The sequence below is a fragment of the Nonomuraea zeae genome, from assembly GCF_005889725.1.
In the GTDB taxonomy this organism is placed as follows: Bacteria; Actinomycetota; Actinomycetes; order Streptosporangiales; family Streptosporangiaceae; genus Nonomuraea; species Nonomuraea zeae.
Genome location: NZ_VCKX01000290.1, coordinates 1 through 14,888, shown reverse-complemented (window position 1 = coordinate 14,888; position 14,888 = coordinate 1). Strand labels below are relative to the sequence as shown.

Sequence of the window (14,888 nt, the reverse complement as noted above, 5' to 3'; positions counted from 1 at the left end):
CCACCGGATCCGCCCGCGCCGCCCAAGCCGTCCGCGCCGCCCTCCATGCCCGCAGCGCTCGCCGCGCTCACATCCTCAGCGTCCGTGCTCTCAGCGTCTGGGTCCCCAGCGCTCGCGTCGGCTGGGCGGGCCTCGTCCGTGGGAGTTTCCCCGGGCCGGGCCTTCTCCGGACCGGCATCCTCGGAGCCGGCGGCCGCCTCCGGGCGGGTGTCCTCAGCAAGATCCTGCTCGGTCGTCATGTCGACTCCTCACGGCGGCGGGCGGCCCGGCCCACCGCGATCCAGCCCACGATGCCACCACTCGCCACGACGGCGAGGAATATCGCGGCAATCAGCGGAGCGGTGTCCGGCGGGGTACGGGAAGCGGTCCTCGTGGCGGCCACCCCGCTGGGCGACGCGGCGGCCTCCTCGGTCTCGTCCGGCAGCGGCCCAGTGTCCTGTGCCGGGTCCTGCGCCGGGTCCTGCGCCGGGTCCTGCGCCGGGTCCTGCGCCGTGGCCGGCACGGACGGCGACGGACGCCCAGCGGCCCCCCGCCGGTCGTCACGGGCGTCGGCGGCGGGCGCGCGGTCGGGGCAGGCCCGCAGGCGCGGCACGGACGGCGGTCCGACGGGCCCGGCGTACTCCTCTGCCGGCGTCGGCCCGCCGGGCACGCTGAAGACGAACGCCGCCTTGCCGTAGACGGTGCCGTCGCGCCGGTCGCTGATGTCGTCGGCCAGGCTGAGCGCCGTAGGGATGATGCTCAGCAGGTGGTGCACGTTCCGCTCGGTCTTCGCCGAGAACGCCGGCTCGTGCGGCAGCCCGGCCGCCGTCAGCAGGCACGAGAACCCCGGCCTGGACTTCCTGACGGCCTCGTCGATCTGCGCGAACACGCCCGGCCCCTGGTCGAGGAAGGGGTACAGGTCAGTACGCGAGGCGCGCAGCGCGGCCGTCACCGTGCTCAGGTCGCCGATCCCGGCGGCCAGCTCCCCCCGCTTCCCCGCGAGCGTGTGGGTGAGCCGGGTGAGCTGCACCGACAGCTCGTCCAGCACCTCGGCGTTGTCGGCCAGCGTGCCGGTCAGGTCGTGGGCGTCGTCGATGATGTTCCTGATCGCCGGGGCCCGGCCGTCCAGCGCCACCGCCAGCTCATGGGTGATCGTCTTGGCGTCCTCGGGCGGCACCGCGTTCAGCAGCTTGCCGACCCCCTCGAACAGCTTCTTGTAGTCCAGCGGCACCGTCGTCGCGGCCAGCGGGATGGTGTCGCCGGCCGCGAGCGAGGGCCCGGTCACGCCTGCGGCGGGCGGCGAGAGCTCCACGTACGGCTCCCCGATCGCGGACTTGCGCCGGACCTCGGCCGTGCTGCCCTTCGGCAGCCGGATCTCCCTGTCGATGTCCAGCCCCACGACGATCTTGCCGGGCGCGAGCCGGACGTCGCCGATCTTGCCCACCCGCACGCCCAGGTAGGCCACGTCGAAGCCGCGCATCAGGCCGGGGGAGGAGACGAACTCCGCCGACACCCGGTAGGGCCGCTCGATCGCGTCGAGCCTGATGATCGTGCTGAACGCCCAGACCGTCATGACGATGCCGAGCACGACGAAGAAGCCCAGGTTCAGATAGATGCGGTTTCTCATCGCGGCGGCCCCAGGAGCAGCCGGAAGTCCTCCACCCGGTTGGGCAGCGGGCTGTCGCCGGAGCGGTTCGCGTCCCGCTGCGACGGCAGCACGCCCTTCAGCCAGACGTAGATCAGCACCTGTCCGTTGACCGTGACCGGCGGCGCGTCGATGAACTTCTGCAGCTTGGCCACCAGCGCCCGCAGATCGTCCTTGCCGCGCTGCATCGCCGACGAGATCGCCCCCAGCTCGCGCAGCAGCGTGCGCAGCCGGGCGGCGTGCCGCGGGTAGACGGTGAGGTTGGCCTGCTCGGCCAGGTTCGTCAGCGCGACGATGGCCTTCTTCACGTGCTTGCGCCCGTGCGCGATGCGCGCGGTGGCCGCCGCCAGGGTGCCCGGCAGCCGGTCGAGCTCGGCGCTGCCCTCGGCGAGGTCGTCGCCGAGCCTGGCCAGCGCGTCGATGCTGGTCCCGAGGTCCCGGCGGGCCGCGCTGTAGGCGTCGGTGACCTCGGCCGTCTGCTTGATCAGCTTGTTGACGTCGTCGCCCTTGCCGGCGAAGGCGGTGGCGGCCGCGTCCAGGATGGCGTTGACGTCCTGCGCGCCGAGCGCCTCGATGAGCGGCCCGGCCCGCGCGGTGACCTGCTCGATGTCCGGCTCGACCGACGTCTCGGCGATGGTCGCGCCGCTCGCCAGGTACGGCCCGGTGGACAGGTCCTTGCCCTCGGGCGGGGCGAGCAGCACGTAGTTCTCCCCCAGGATCGAGGTCTTGGCCACGGTGGCCGTGCTGCCCACCGGGACGCGGTGCTCGGAGGGGATCGACATCGTCACCCTGGCCCGGTAGCCGTCCAGGCGGACGTCGGTCACCGTGCCCACCCGTACGTCGGAGATCTGCACGCTGTGCCCGGCCACCAGGCTCTGCACGTCGTCGAAGACGGCGTGCAGGGTCAGGTCGCCGGTGGTCGCGCCGAGCGTCTGCAACGAGCACGACGCGGTGACGGCCAGCGCGAGCAGCGTGGACAGGACGCGGGCCCTCATCGCCGGCCTCCCTGCCGATCGGCGGGACGCTCGAAGGGGCAGTTGCTCAGCCCGGACGGCAGGCACGGGACCCGGCCCAGGTTCAGCGCCTCGAACAGCGGGGTCAGCCACGCCCTGGTCATCGCGTTGAGCACCACCCGGATCTTCAGCACGTGCTGCTTGCGGTCCCAGGAGTCGATCAGCACGTCGGCGAAGTCGGCCGCGCCCTTGACCGCCCGCGCCATCGACGCGCTGTTGGCCCTGACCGTGAGCACCAGCTCGGCCAGCGTGCCCGCCGCCTGCGGGAGCCGTTCGGAGTACTGCTCGATGAGCACGTCGCCGCGCCGCACGAAATCGGCCATGCCGGAGATGAAGCCGCGTAGCCGCCGCCGCTCCTCCGCCAGGATCGCACTGGCCTCGGCGAAGGAGTCGATCGCGCCCGTCACCTGCCGCTCGCGCCGGTTGAGGCTGGTGGCCAGCTTGTTCAGCCCCTTGGCCAGGTCCACGAGCTGCTGGTCCTGCTTGGCCAGGGTGCCGGTGAGGCCGGCGGTGTCCGCGATGGCGTTGTTGATCGTCTTGCCGCGCCCCCGTACGCCGTCGGCGAGCTCGCCCGCCACGTCGCCCAGCTTCTCGTCGTCGAGCGCGTCGGTCAGCTTCGTGAACGCGTCGAGCGCGTCGTCGATCTCCACCGGCAGGTCGGTCCGCTCCAGCGGGATGGTCGCGCCGGGCTGGATCCGCTGGTCGCCGGGCTTCCACGGGGGATAGAGGACGACGTTCCGCTCGCCGAGCGTGTTCTGGGGCGCGACCACGGCCTTCACCCCGGCGGGCAGCGGCACCTCGCGGTCGACGCGCAGCTCGACGCGTACGCGGTCGCCTTCGATGCGGATGCTGTCCACGTAGCCGGCGTCCAGTCCCATCACCTTCACCCGCGCCTCCTCGTACAGGGAGGGCGCCTTGCTGAAGATCGCGACCAGCCGGTACGGCTGCGCCCCCAGCACCGAGCACCCGGACGCCAGGAGCGCGCCGGTCAGCAGGACCGCGAGAAGTCGTCTCATCGATCGCTCTTCCTGTCCTTGGCGATGGCGGCGAGCACTTCCGGGTTGATGGGGCCGAGGCCCGTGGCTATGGCCTCGAGCCACGGGCCCTGGCCGCCCATCGTGGACAGGCCGGAGAACGTCGGCCCCGCCCACGCCAGGAGCGAGTTGAGCTGCTTGTTGCTGCCGCTCAGCCGCGTGGTGATGGCCGCGTTGTCGTCGAGGACCTGCACCAGCGACTTCTCGTGCTCGTTGATCAGCCGGGTGGTGCTCTGCACCAGGTCGCTGCCGTCGCCGAGCAGGACGCGCAGCTCGTTCCTGCGCCTGCGCAGCTCGTTCAGCATGATCTCGATGGCGTCGATGAGCCGCCCGAGCTGCGCGTCCTTCTTCTCCAGGATTTTCATGATCTTGGTGCCGTTGTCGAGGAGGCGCTGGAGCTGCGGCTCGCTCTTGCTGATCGTGTCCGACAGGTCGCCGATGTTCTGCAGCAGCCGGGTGATGCGGCCGCGCTTGGAGGTGTCGATCTTGCCCAGCTCGGTGAGCAGGTCGTCGACGGTGTCGGTGTCCAGCCGCTCGACCAGCCGCGTCGCGTCCTTGACGGCGTCGTTGATCAGCGTGGGGACGCCGGTCATCGACATGGGGATGCGCCGCCGGTCCTCGGGGAGCTGGTCCACGTACGGGGTCCTGCCGCCGTCGGTGAGCCGCACGTAGCGGCCGCCGAGCAGGTTGGACAGGGCGATGTCGGCCCGGGTGCCGCGGCCGAGCCGGACGTCGTCGTCCACCTTCCAGGTCACGACCACGTTGCCCTGCGCGTAGTCGGGGCGCACCTCGGTGACCTTGCCGACGCGCACGCCCGCCACCCTGACGTCGTTGCCGGTGCGCAGGCCGCCGGAGTCGGCGAACACGCCGGACATGTAGTAGCCGCCCTCCAGCAGGCCGAGGTTGCCGACCAGGAACGTGACGACCAGCAGCGCGGCGAGCGTGGCCACCGACACCAGGCCGACGACGATCTTGTTGCGGTCGCGGAAGGACTTGAGCGCCATCACCGGCCCACCATGAGCTTCTGCAGGTCCTTGGTGCTCTGGATCCTGGTGTTGCGCAGCGGCGGCGGTGCCTGCATCGGGTACGGGCAGGGCGCCGCCCCCAGAGCGACGCAGGGGACCGCGGTGATGAAGTAGTGGCCGCGGTTGACGGTGGAGTAGGCGCGGGCGAACAGCGGCTGGAAGGTGCTGACGGTCCTGTCGATCTCGCCCACGTGCCGCCTGATGCCGCCGGTCAGCCCCGACAGGTTGTCGACCAGGGCGCCGAGCTCGCCGGCGTTCTTGCCGAGCACCTCGTTCGCGGTGTGGAAGGTGGCCGACAGCTCCACCAGCGAGTCGTCGATGAGCTGCCGGTTGTCGGCGAATGCCTCGGAGAGCGTCACCAGGTTGTCGACGAGCTGCTCGATCTGCTTGTCGCGCCTGGCGACCACGCCGGTGACGGTGGCGTAGTCCTTGAGCAGCTGCTCGATGGTCTTCTTGCGCTCGTTGACCGTGGTGGTGATGGCGTTGACGTTGTCCAGCAGGCGCGGGATGTTCTTGTCGTTGCCCTTCAGCGACTTGGCGGCGGCGGTGAGCAGCTGGTTGATCTGGTCCGGGTCCAGGCTGCGGGTCAGCGGGCCGAGGTCGCTGACCAGCTCGCCGATGTCCACGACCGACGAGGTGCGCTGGATGCGCGCCCCCGGCGCCAGCCTGCCGGGCGCCGTGCCGGGCAGCAGGTAGACCACCCGCTGGCCGACGGCGTTGCGCCAGCGGATGGCGGCCTCGGTGTCGGCGGGCAGCCGGACGGCCTCCTGTACCTCCATGGTCACCTCCGCCCGCCCGGCCACGACCCTGATGGCGTCCACCTGGCCGACCGGCGCCCCGGCGATCTTGACCTGGTCGCCCTCCACCAGCCCGGACACGTCGTCGAACGTCGCCGTCAGCCGGTAGCCGCCGCCCGTGCTGACCCGGGCGATCTGCACGGTGATCAGCGCGATCAGCGACACGGTCAGCCCGGCGAACAACACGAATCGCACGAACGTCCACCGGCGGCGCACCCGTTCCACGTCAGCGCCTCCCGTCGGTCGGGCCGCAGGCGCCCACGATGAGCTCGCAGATGTCGGTCGCGACGAACGCCTCGACCTGGAGCTGGCGGCTGTTGCCCGGCCCCTGGGCCTCGATCAGCTCGTTGAGCAGGTCCACCAGCCGGTTCAGCCCGCGTACGCCGTCGCCGGCCAGGCCGAGCTGGGCGTAGATGAGGGCGGCCACCCGCTCGCCGGAGTGCACGCCGGCCCGCAGGTCCTGCCGGTGCGCGGACAGCCCGTGCGCGACCTGGCCGGAGACGGAGGTGACCTCCTGCAGCAGCGCGCGCACCTTGTCCGCCCTGGCCAGCAGGCCGGGGGTGATGACGTTGACGTCGGAGGAGATCGACACGAGGTCGTCGCCCTTGTCCGACAGCGCCGTGCCCAGCAGGGCGGCGTCGCCGAGGAACTGCCTGGCCCGCCCCCGCTGCCGGTGCGCCACGCCGATCACGGTCCCCGCGTCGCCGATCAGCTCGCGCAGGTGCTCGCCCTCGCCGTCGAGACCCTTGGCCAGGGTGTGCACGATGACCGTGACCTCGCGGGGATCGACGGCGTCCAGCCCGCGGTAGGCGTCGCCGAGGGTGTCGGACAGGTCGAGCGGCTCCTCGGTCGCGGTGATCACGGCCCCGGCGCTCAGGTAGGGGCCGGTGGTCTCGCCCGAGCCGAGCTTGAGGTTGACGTACTTGGGGCCGAACACCGACGTCGGCTCCACCGAGGCCACCGCCGACTGCGGCACCTTGACGCCGGGCTCGACGTGCATGGTCACCACGGCCCTGCCCTTGGCGTCGAGCGACACGTTCGTCACGTCGCCCACGGCGATGCCGCGGATCTTGACGGGGGAGTTGGTGTCCAGGCCCTGCCCGGCCCGCCTGAACACGGCGTCGATGCGCGTCCCGCGCAGCTCGGTGGCGGCGCGTACGACGTACAGGGTCGTGGCCGCGAGCACCGCGAGCAGGGCGAGCGCGATGCCCATCCGGGCGGCGAGGGACAGTTGGAATCGGGCCACCGGCTCACCCCGTCAGCGGTATGTTGCCGCCGCCGCCCCAGAACAGGAACGACAGCAGCAGGTTGAGCAGCACGATCGTGACGATCGACTGGCGGATGGCGCGGCCCGCCGCCACACCGACGCCCACGGGGCCTCCGGTGGCGTGGAAGCCGTGGTAGCAGTGGATCACGACGACGGTGAAGGCGAACACGCCGACCTTGGCGACGCTGAACACGATGTCGCTGACCGGCAGGTACAGGTAGAAGTAGTAGTCGTAGACCCCGGGCGCCAGGCCGAAGAGCACGGTGCACATCAGCCGGGTGGCGAAGAAGCTGGCGAACAACGCGATCAGGTAGATCGGCACCAGCGCCAGCAGCGCCGCCACGACGCGGGTGCAGATCAGATAGGTGAAGGCGTTGATGCCCATCACCTCCAGCGCGTCGATCTCCTCCGAGATCCGCATCGCGCCCAGCTCCGCCGTGAACGACGAGCCCACCTGCGCCGCCAGCGCGGTGGCCGCGATGATCGGGGTGATCTCGCGCACGTTGGCGAAGCTGCCCACCAGGCCCATGAACGACTCCGCGCCGATCGCCTGCAGCCCCTGGTAGCCCTGCAGGCCCACGGTCGCGCCCACGACGAACGCCATCGTGAACACCACGAAGATCATGCCGCCGCCGATGACGGTCGCGCCGACGCCCACCACGACGTCGCTCACCTGCCGGACGACGACCTTGGCGTACCGCAGCCGCAGCACGATGTCGCGGACGGAGTAGAAGAGCACCTTCCACACGAACAGCGGCCAGTCGGCCAGCGTCGCGAACCGCTCGGCCAGGTCCCGCCCCTGGTGGGCGAGCTTCAGCCCGGTGGTCCTCGTGACCATCAGAGCGACCTCGGCGGATAGGCCAGGAAGTAGACGGCTGAGATGACGTAGTTGAACGTGAACACCAGCATGAACGTCACCACGGTCGCCTGGTTGACCGCCCGGCCCACGCCGACCGGGCTGGTCGCGCACGTCATGCCCTTGTAGCAGGCCACCGCCGCCGCGATGAACCCGAAGATCCACGCCTTGAACAGGGTGACGTACAGGTCGGAGGCCACGACCAGGGACAGCGCGCCGTCGAAGTACGCGCCGGGGGTGACGCCCTGCACGACCACGTTGAAGAAGTAGCCGCCGCTCGCGCCCGCCAGGATGACCAGCGGGCACAGGCACACCGCGATCGTGCTGGCCGCCCACATGCGCGGCGTGACCAGGCGGTGGATCGGGTTGACCGACATGACCTCCATCGCGCTCAGCTCGTCGCGGATGTTGCGCGCGCCGATGTCGGAGGTCATCGCGCTGCCGCCGGCCCCGGCGATCAGCAGCGCGCTGGCCAGCGGCGCCACCTCGCGGATGAGGCCGACGAAGACGGCGCTGCCGGTCGCGGAGCCGGCGCCGAGCTGCCAGGCCAGCTCGCCCACCTGCAGCGCCACGGTGGCGCCGAGCGGCAGGGAGACGAGCAGGACGGGGACGCTGGTGACGCGGGCCAGGAACCAGCACTGGTCGACGAACTCCCACCACCAGTGCCTGACGTCCCAGCTCCGGCGTAACGCCTCCAGGACGATGACGAACAGGTCGCCGACCTGGCCGAGCATCGATCCTGCCCGGCGTCCGACGTATCCGGACAAGGCCATCAGCTGACCACCTCCGCCACCTACGGATCAGTCACCCTACTGACGCCTTGTCTAGTAGTCGATGATTCCGTGGGAATTTGCGGAAAAGGTATGAGACCCAGATCACTCTTTGTCGGCCAGGTACGAAACGTGATCGGTCCGTTACGCCAGGCTCGCCATCCAGGACTCGATCTCGTCCGCGTGGCGGGGCAGCCCGGAGGAGAGCAGCCGGGCGCCGCCGGCGGTGACGACCAGGTCGTCCTCGATGCGGATGCCGATGCCGCGCAGTTCCTCGGGCAGGGTCAGGTCGTCCGGCTGGAAGTACAGGCCGGGCTCCACGGTCAGCACGTGGCCCTCCTCCAGCACGCCGTCCAGGTAGACCTCCGAGCGCGCCTTCGCGCAGTCGTGCACGTCCAGGCCGAGCATGTGGCCGCTGCTGCACAACGTGTAGCGCCGGTACAGGCCCGACTCCATCAGCGCGTCCGTGGAGTCCGTCAGCAGGCCCCAGTCGCGCAGCCCGTCGCAGATGACGCGCATGGCCGCCAGGTGGAAGTCGCGGAAGCGGGCGCCCGGCCTGAGGGTGGCGATCGCCGCCGTCTGCGCCTCGTACACCAGCTCGTACGCCTGCCGCTGCACGGAGCTGAAGCGCCCCAACAGCGGGAACGTGCGCGTGACGTCGGCGGTGTAGAGGGTGTCGGACTCCACGCCCGCGTCCAGCAGCAGCAGTTCCCCGGGGTGCAGCGCGCCGTCGTTGCGGATCCAGTGCAGGACGCACGCGTGCGACCCGGAGGCCACGATGCTGTCGTAGCCGGCCGCGTTGCCCTCCAGCCGCGAGCGCAGCCCGAACACGCCCTCCAGATACCGCTCGCCGCGCGGGTGCCCGAACGCCTGCGGCAGCGCGCGCACGACGTCCTCGAAGCCGCGCACGGTCGAGTCCACGGCCGACTGCAGCTCGCCGACCTCCCACTCGTCCTTGACCAGCCGCATCTCCGACAGGAACGACTCCAGCTCGGCGTCGCCCGCGCCGCCCGGCACCCGCGCGTCCACCGACGCGTCCACGCCGCGCAGCACCCTGGCCGGGCCGCGCAGCTCCAGGTCGCGGATGTGGGCGCACTCCACCTGGTACAGCTCGGCGGCCTCCGCCAGATCCGGCCTGGGCCCCGCCCAGAACTCGCCGTAGCGGCGGTCGCGGTAGAACTCCTGGCCCTCCGCGCGGGGCGCGCGCGGCCGGACGTACAGGACCGCCTCGCCGGACGGCTCGATCACCAGGACGTCGTCGGACTCGCCGGCGCCGGTCAGATACGAGTACGCGCTGTGCGGCCTGAACCGGTAGTCGCTGTCGTTGCTGCGGACCTTGAGCGTGCCCGACGGGATCACCAGCCGCTCGCCCGGGAAGCGCGCGGCCAGCGCGGCGCGGCGCTTGGCCGCCCAGGGCGCGATCGGCCGCGCCGACACCTCGTCCGGGCCGCCGGTGCGCGCGGCGCTCGCCCAGCCCGTCCGCATGAACGCGGCCAGCTCGTCGGTGACGGGCAGATCATGGCTTCCGGTGTTGAGCGACTCGGTCATCTGGCAGTCCCTAGGTGTAAATCGGTTCTCGTACTGGATTTCGTACGGCAAGCAGCCTACGTGACCGCTTGACTCCGCCCCCGCGAGGTTGTTTGCCTGTACGCAAGGCTTGGAACACTGAGGGCAGGGGTGGTGCAGATGCTCATCGGGACAATCCTGCGCGGCAAGGGCAGCGAGGTGACGACGGTGGCGCCGGGAGCCACGGTGCGGGAGTTGCTCGCCAAGCTCTCCGAGCACAACATCGGCGCCGTGGTCGTCTCCAGCGACGGCACCACGATCGAGGGCATCGTCTCCGAGCGAGACGTCGTGCGCCGGTTGCACGACCGCGGCGCCGAGATCCTCGACCAGCCGGTGTCGGCCATCATGACGACCGAGGTGCGCACGGTCGGGCCCGGCGAGAACGTCGACTCGCTGCGGCGGACCATGACGACCCACCGGTTCAGGCACATGCCCGTGGTCGAGCACGGCAGGTTGGTCGGCATCGTCAGCATCGGCGACGTGGTCAAGAGCGCCATCGAGGAGCTGGAGACGGAGAAGGCGTCGCTGGTCGACTATCTCCATCGTTGACAGGAGTGGCACGCTTGGTCCGTGATGTACGGGCCTCCTCCTGAATACCCGCGTGCCACGAGCAGTCCGACGATCATCCTGCTCGTCTCCGGACTGGCCGCCCTGCTCGGGTTCCTGCTGGGGGTCTTCGTGGGCTTCGGCGCGGGGGAGACCCCGGAGGAGCCCGCGCCCACGGTCACGGTGACGATCGAGGACACGCCGCCCGACGAGCCCCAGCCGACCGATTCCGGCCAGACCCCGCCCTCCACCCCGCCCTCGGCCGGACCTTCCACCGGACCTTCTGCTGGGCCCTCGACCGGGTCTTCCACCGGACCGTCGGCCGGCACGCCGCCTCCGACCGCGAGCGGGTTCCCGCCGGGCGGCGGCACGAGCACCGGCCCCGCCTTCAACCCCGCGTCCCTGCGCACGCTCCTCGTGGGGACGGAGATCCAGCCGGGCACCTACCGGACGGCCGGTCCGACCGCCGGTTTCAGCATGTGCTTCTGGGCCCGGCTGCGCGGCACGACGGGGGACATGATCGCGACCGGCATGCCGACGGGCCCCGCCACCGTCACCATCCAGGCCACCGACAAGGCGTTCCAGACCGGAGGATGCGCGGAGTGGACCAAGGCGTGACGCTTTGGTGCCGCAAACTCTGGACAACAGAGCATGAACGCGCAACTCTATCCGGCAACGGAAAGGAGAGGCACGTCTGAGCGTGCTGGCGCGACGTCCTTCGGTTATGGGCCGTGCCACTCCGGCGTCCCTGGCTCGGACGCCAGCGGAGAGTGTGGAACAGCACGCATCGCCACTAATCCGAACCCGTTGTTCGCGAGGAGTGACCATGCGTCTATCCGCCCTCATCTCCGCGGCCGCACTGGCCGCCACCACCCTGATCGCCGCCCCTACGGCCCAGGCCGCCCCGGCGGTACGGCCGGCCCGGGCCGCCGCCCTTCCCGCACCGGTCGCGTGCGCCGGTTGCTGGCGGCCCGCGCTGAACACGAGCTGGCAGTGGCAGCTCTCCTCTCTCCCGAAGAAGCCGTTCCTGAACGTGCAGATGTACGACATCGACGGCTTCGCGGCCAAGGACGGGGCGATCGTCAAGTCCCTCAAGGCCGACAAGCCGGGCCGCGGCGTCGTCTGCTACCTCAGCGCGGGCACGTTCGAGGACTGGCGTCCCGACGCCGGCCAGTTCCCCGCGGAGGTGCTCGGCTCGCCGCTGGAGGACTGGGAGGGCGAGCGCTGGCTGGACGTCAGAAAGTACACCGGCAAGCTCGGCGAGATCATGAAGGCCCGGCTGGACATGTGCAAGGCCGCCGGGTTCGACGCCGTGGAACCCGACAACGTCGACGGCTACGCCAACGACAGCGGTTTCCCGCTCAAGGCCGCCGACCAGCTCGCCTACAACACCTGGTTCGCCAACGAGGCGCACAAGAGAGGGCTGGCGGTCGGGCTGAAGAACGACGTGGAGCAGATCCCGCAGCTCCTGCCGTACTTCGACTTCGCGGTCAACGAGGAGTGCTGGGAGCACAAGGAGTGCACCACCGCCCAGAACGGCGACTACGGCTACGACCAGTTCGTCAAGGCGGGCAAGGCCGTCTTCCAGGTCGAGTACAACCTGGCGACCTCCGCCTTCTGCGCCAGGTCCAACGCCGCGAACTTCAACTCGCTGAAGAAGAAGTACGAGCTCGACGCGTACCGGGTGCCCTGCCGCGGCGCGTGACCTCGACCTCGGGGAGCCCGTGTTTGCACTGGTCATGCAGGAGTAGGAGGATGCGCTCAGCCCACCAAGGAGGATGACGATGTCGGTGTTGCAGAGCTTCGTGGACAGTGTTCGCAGCGGCGCGATCGAGGTGATCGACCTCACGGCGCCCCTGTCGTCCGAGACGCCGATCCTCCAGTTGCCCGAGCCGTTCGGCAACACGATCCCGTTCCGGCTGGAGGAGATCAGCCACTACGACGACCGGGGCCCCGCCTGGTACTGGAACGACATCCACACCGGCGAGCACACCGGCACCCACTTCGACGCGCCCGTCCACTGGGTGACCGGCCGCGACGGCCAGGACGTCTCCCAGGTCCCCGCGCGCAGCCTCATCGCCCCCGCCGTCGTGCTCGACTTCACCGCGGAGGCAGCCAAGGACCCCGACTTCCTCCTGCAGATCGACCACGTCAAGGAGTGGGAGCGCGCCAACGGGCCGCTGCCCGACGGCGGCTGGCTGCTCTACCGGACCGGCTGGGACGCCCGCTCCGCCGACCAGGCCGCCTTCCTGAACGCCGACGAGACCGGCCCCCACACCCCGGGCATCTCGGTCGAGTGCGCCTCCTGGCTGTCCACCGGCACCCCGATCATCGGGCTCGGCGTCGAGACCGTCGGCACCGACGCGGGGGCGGCCCACTCCTTCGACCCCGCCTTCCCGTGCCACTCCTTCCTGCTGGGCGCCGGCAAGTACGGCCTCACCCAGCTGCGCAACCTCGACCGCCTGCCCGTGACCGGCGCCGTCGTGGTCGCTCCGCCGCTGCCGATCGTGGGCGGCTCCGGCAGCCCCGTGCGCGTGCTCGCCCTGGTGGAGCGTTGATCGTCGCCGAAGCCGTGGGCCGGGCCCTCGCGGCCCGCGGCGTCCGCACCGCCTTCGGCGTGGTCGGCAGCGGCAACTTCCACGTCACGAACGCCCTCGTCGAGGGCGGCGTGCGCTTCGTGGCCGCCCGCCACGAGGGCGGGGCGGCCACCATGGCCGACGCGTACGCGCGGATGAGCGGGCAGGTGGGGGTCGTCTCGGTGCACCAGGGGCCGGGGCTGACCAACGCGATGACGGGTCTCGCGGAGGCGGCCAAGAGCCGCACACCGCTGATCGTCCTCGCGGGCGAGGCCACGGACGTGCGCTCCAACTTCCACGTCGACCAGGAGGCGCTGGCGACGGCGGTGGGGGCGGTCCCGATGCGGGTCTCCGACGCGGCGGGCGCCGTGGAGACGGCCCTGGAGGCATACCGGGTGGCGGTGGAGGAGCGGCGCACGGTGCTGCTGAACCTGCCGCTCGACGTGCAGGCCGCCCCCTACGACGGGACGCTCGACCCGTCCGCCGGCGCCGCGGCCGCCTCCGGGCTCGCCGTGCCGGCGCCCGAGGCGGACGCGGGCGAGCTCGCCGAGCTCGCGCGGCTGCTGGCGGAGTCCAGCCGGCCGGTGTTCATCGCCGGGCGCGGGGCGCGCGCCGCCCGGGAGGAGCTGACGGAGCTCGCCGATCTCGCGGGCGCCCTGCTGGCCACCTCGGCGGTGGCCAAGGGGCTGTTCCGGGGCAGCCCGTGGGACCTCGACGTGAGCGGGGGCTTCGCGACGCCGCTGGCCGCCGAGCTGATCCGCGAGGCCGACCTGGTCATCGGGTGGGGCTGCGCACTGAACATGTGGACCACCCGCCAGGGCACGCTGATCTCGCCCGGCACCAAGGTGGTCAAGGTGGACCTCGACCGGCCGGCGGCCGTCGAGGCGTTCGTGCCCGTCGACCTGGGCGTGGCCGGCGACGTGGCCGGGGTCGCCCGCTCGCTGACCGCCCGCCTCGCCGCGGATCCCTCCGGGGCCAGGGCGGGGTTCCGGTCGGCCGAAGTCGCGCGGCGGATCCAGGCCGAGGGGCGCTGGCGGGCGGTGCCGTACGACGACGACGGGGCGGACGGGCGGATCGACCCGAGGACGCTCAGCGCGGGCCTGGACGACCTGCTGCCCACGGAGCGGATCGTCTCCATCGATTCCGGAAATTTCATGGGATATCCCTCGATGTGGATGGATGTCCTGGACGAGGGTGGGTTCTGTTTCACCCAGGCGTTCCAGTCGATCGGCCTGGGCCTGGCGACGGCGATCGGCGCCGCGGTGGCCCGGCCGGACCGGCTGCCGGTGGCCGCCCTCGGTGACGGCGGAGCCCTCATGGGCATCGCCGAGCTGGAGACCGTCGTGCGGCTCGGCCTGCCCATGGTGATCGTGGTCTACGACGACGAGGCGTACGGGGCCGAGGTCCACCATTTCGGACCGCACGGCCATCCGCTGGAGACGGTCACGTTCCCGCCCGCCGACCTCGCGGCCATCGCCAGGGGCCACGGTTTGGCCGCCGTGACCGTCACCGAGGCGGCCGACCTGACCGGCGTGGCCGAATGGCTCAAGGGGCCGCGCGACCGCCCGCTGCTGGTGCACGCCAAGGTGACGCGCGAACGCGGCTCCTGGTGGCTGGAGGAGGCGTTCAAGGGCCACTGAGACCTGCCGTCGCGCGGGCCCGCGCCGGCTCGCGGCGGGGTCAGAGCTTGCGGTAGGTGCGCGATTCCTCGGCGGCGGCGAGCACGTCGGCGAGCGGGACCCCGGCGCCCGCCGCCACCGCCGCCGCGATCGCGCCCTCCACGAACCTGTCTCTTATATACAGCTGGCTGAGGC

Annotated in this window: 14 protein-coding genes and 1 pseudogene; 5 read left to right on the top strand and 10 right to left on the bottom strand. The window is 71.3% G+C overall.

Annotated features, from left to right (window positions below; genetic code table 11):
• The 10 genes and pseudogenes from ETD85_RS65155 to ETD85_RS50475 form a co-directional block, all read right to left on the bottom strand.
• Window positions 1-239 (bottom strand): annotated as a pseudogene (locus ETD85_RS65155) (hypothetical protein); the annotation flags it as partial.
• Window positions 236-1,606 carry an MlaD family protein gene (locus ETD85_RS50515; protein WP_138697000.1) on the bottom strand — a complete coding sequence of 457 codons (1,371 nt, stop codon included), beginning with the start codon at window positions 1,604-1,606 and terminating at the stop codon, window positions 236-238. The gene ETD85_RS50515 and the pseudogene ETD85_RS65155, both read right to left, overlap by 4 nt.
• Window positions 1,603-2,619 (bottom strand): MCE family protein, encoded by a 1,017-nt coding sequence (locus ETD85_RS50510; RefSeq protein WP_138696999.1) that lies wholly within the window; start codon window positions 2,617-2,619, stop codon window positions 1,603-1,605. Before ETD85_RS50510 ends, ETD85_RS50515 begins: the two co-directional genes overlap by 4 nt.
• Window positions 2,616-3,653 (bottom strand): MCE family protein, encoded by a 1,038-nt coding sequence (locus ETD85_RS50505; RefSeq protein ID WP_138696998.1) that lies wholly within the window; start codon window positions 3,651-3,653, stop codon window positions 2,616-2,618. Before ETD85_RS50505 ends, ETD85_RS50510 begins: the two co-directional genes overlap by 4 nt.
• Window positions 3,650-4,675, bottom strand: coding sequence for an MlaD family protein (locus ETD85_RS50500; RefSeq protein ID WP_138696997.1), 1,026 nt, complete (start codon window positions 4,673-4,675; stop codon window positions 3,650-3,652). The genes ETD85_RS50505 and ETD85_RS50500 overlap by 4 nt, the downstream gene beginning before the upstream one ends.
• Complete coding sequence (locus ETD85_RS50495) at window positions 4,675-5,718, bottom strand: MCE family protein (protein WP_138696996.1); 1,044 nt, start codon at window positions 5,716-5,718, stop codon at window positions 4,675-4,677. Before ETD85_RS50495 ends, ETD85_RS50500 begins: the two co-directional genes overlap by 1 nt.
• Window position 5,719: 1 nt before the next feature.
• Window positions 5,720-6,739, bottom strand: coding sequence for an MCE family protein (locus tag ETD85_RS50490; RefSeq protein WP_138696995.1), 1,020 nt, complete (start codon window positions 6,737-6,739; stop codon window positions 5,720-5,722).
• A gap of 4 nt (window positions 6,740-6,743) precedes the next feature.
• The gene (locus ETD85_RS50485) at window positions 6,744-7,598 is read right to left on the bottom strand and encodes an ABC transporter permease (protein WP_138696994.1); all 855 of its coding nucleotides are present in this window, start codon (window positions 7,596-7,598) and stop codon (window positions 6,744-6,746) included.
• Complete coding sequence (locus ETD85_RS50480; RefSeq protein WP_240779963.1) at window positions 7,598-8,389, bottom strand: MlaE family ABC transporter permease; 792 nt, start codon at window positions 8,387-8,389, stop codon at window positions 7,598-7,600. The genes ETD85_RS50485 and ETD85_RS50480 overlap by 1 nt, the downstream gene beginning before the upstream one ends.
• 141 nt (window positions 8,390-8,530) lie before the next feature.
• Complete coding sequence (locus ETD85_RS50475; RefSeq protein ID WP_138696993.1) at window positions 8,531-9,934, bottom strand: aminopeptidase P family protein; 1,404 nt, start codon at window positions 9,932-9,934, stop codon at window positions 8,531-8,533.
• A gap of 138 nt (window positions 9,935-10,072) precedes the next feature.
• Here ETD85_RS50475 and ETD85_RS50470 point away from each other — a divergent pair, with 138 nt between their 5' ends.
• From ETD85_RS50470 to ETD85_RS50450, 5 genes are all read left to right on the top strand, one after another.
• Entirely contained in the window at window positions 10,073-10,501 is a 429-nt protein-coding gene (locus tag ETD85_RS50470) for a CBS domain-containing protein (protein ID WP_138696992.1), read from the top strand.
• Window positions 10,502-10,522: 21 nt separating this feature from the next.
• Complete coding sequence (locus ETD85_RS50465) at window positions 10,523-11,116, top strand: hypothetical protein (RefSeq protein WP_138696991.1); 594 nt, start codon at window positions 10,523-10,525, stop codon at window positions 11,114-11,116.
• Between the two features lie 208 nt (window positions 11,117-11,324).
• Window positions 11,325-12,203: an endo alpha-1,4 polygalactosaminidase gene (locus ETD85_RS50460; protein ID WP_138696990.1), complete on the top strand. Its 879-nt coding sequence runs from the start codon at window positions 11,325-11,327 to the stop codon at window positions 12,201-12,203.
• A 79-nt stretch (window positions 12,204-12,282) separates the two neighbouring features.
• Window positions 12,283-13,056 (top strand): cyclase family protein, encoded by a 774-nt coding sequence (locus tag ETD85_RS50455; RefSeq protein ID WP_138696989.1) that lies wholly within the window; start codon window positions 12,283-12,285, stop codon window positions 13,054-13,056.
• Window positions 13,053-14,714, top strand: a complete 1,662-nt coding sequence (locus tag ETD85_RS50450; RefSeq protein ID WP_138696988.1) for a thiamine pyrophosphate-binding protein — start codon at window positions 13,053-13,055, stop codon at window positions 14,712-14,714. The genes ETD85_RS50455 and ETD85_RS50450 overlap by 4 nt, the downstream gene beginning before the upstream one ends.
• The last annotated feature ends 174 nt before the right edge of the window (window positions 14,715-14,888 follow it).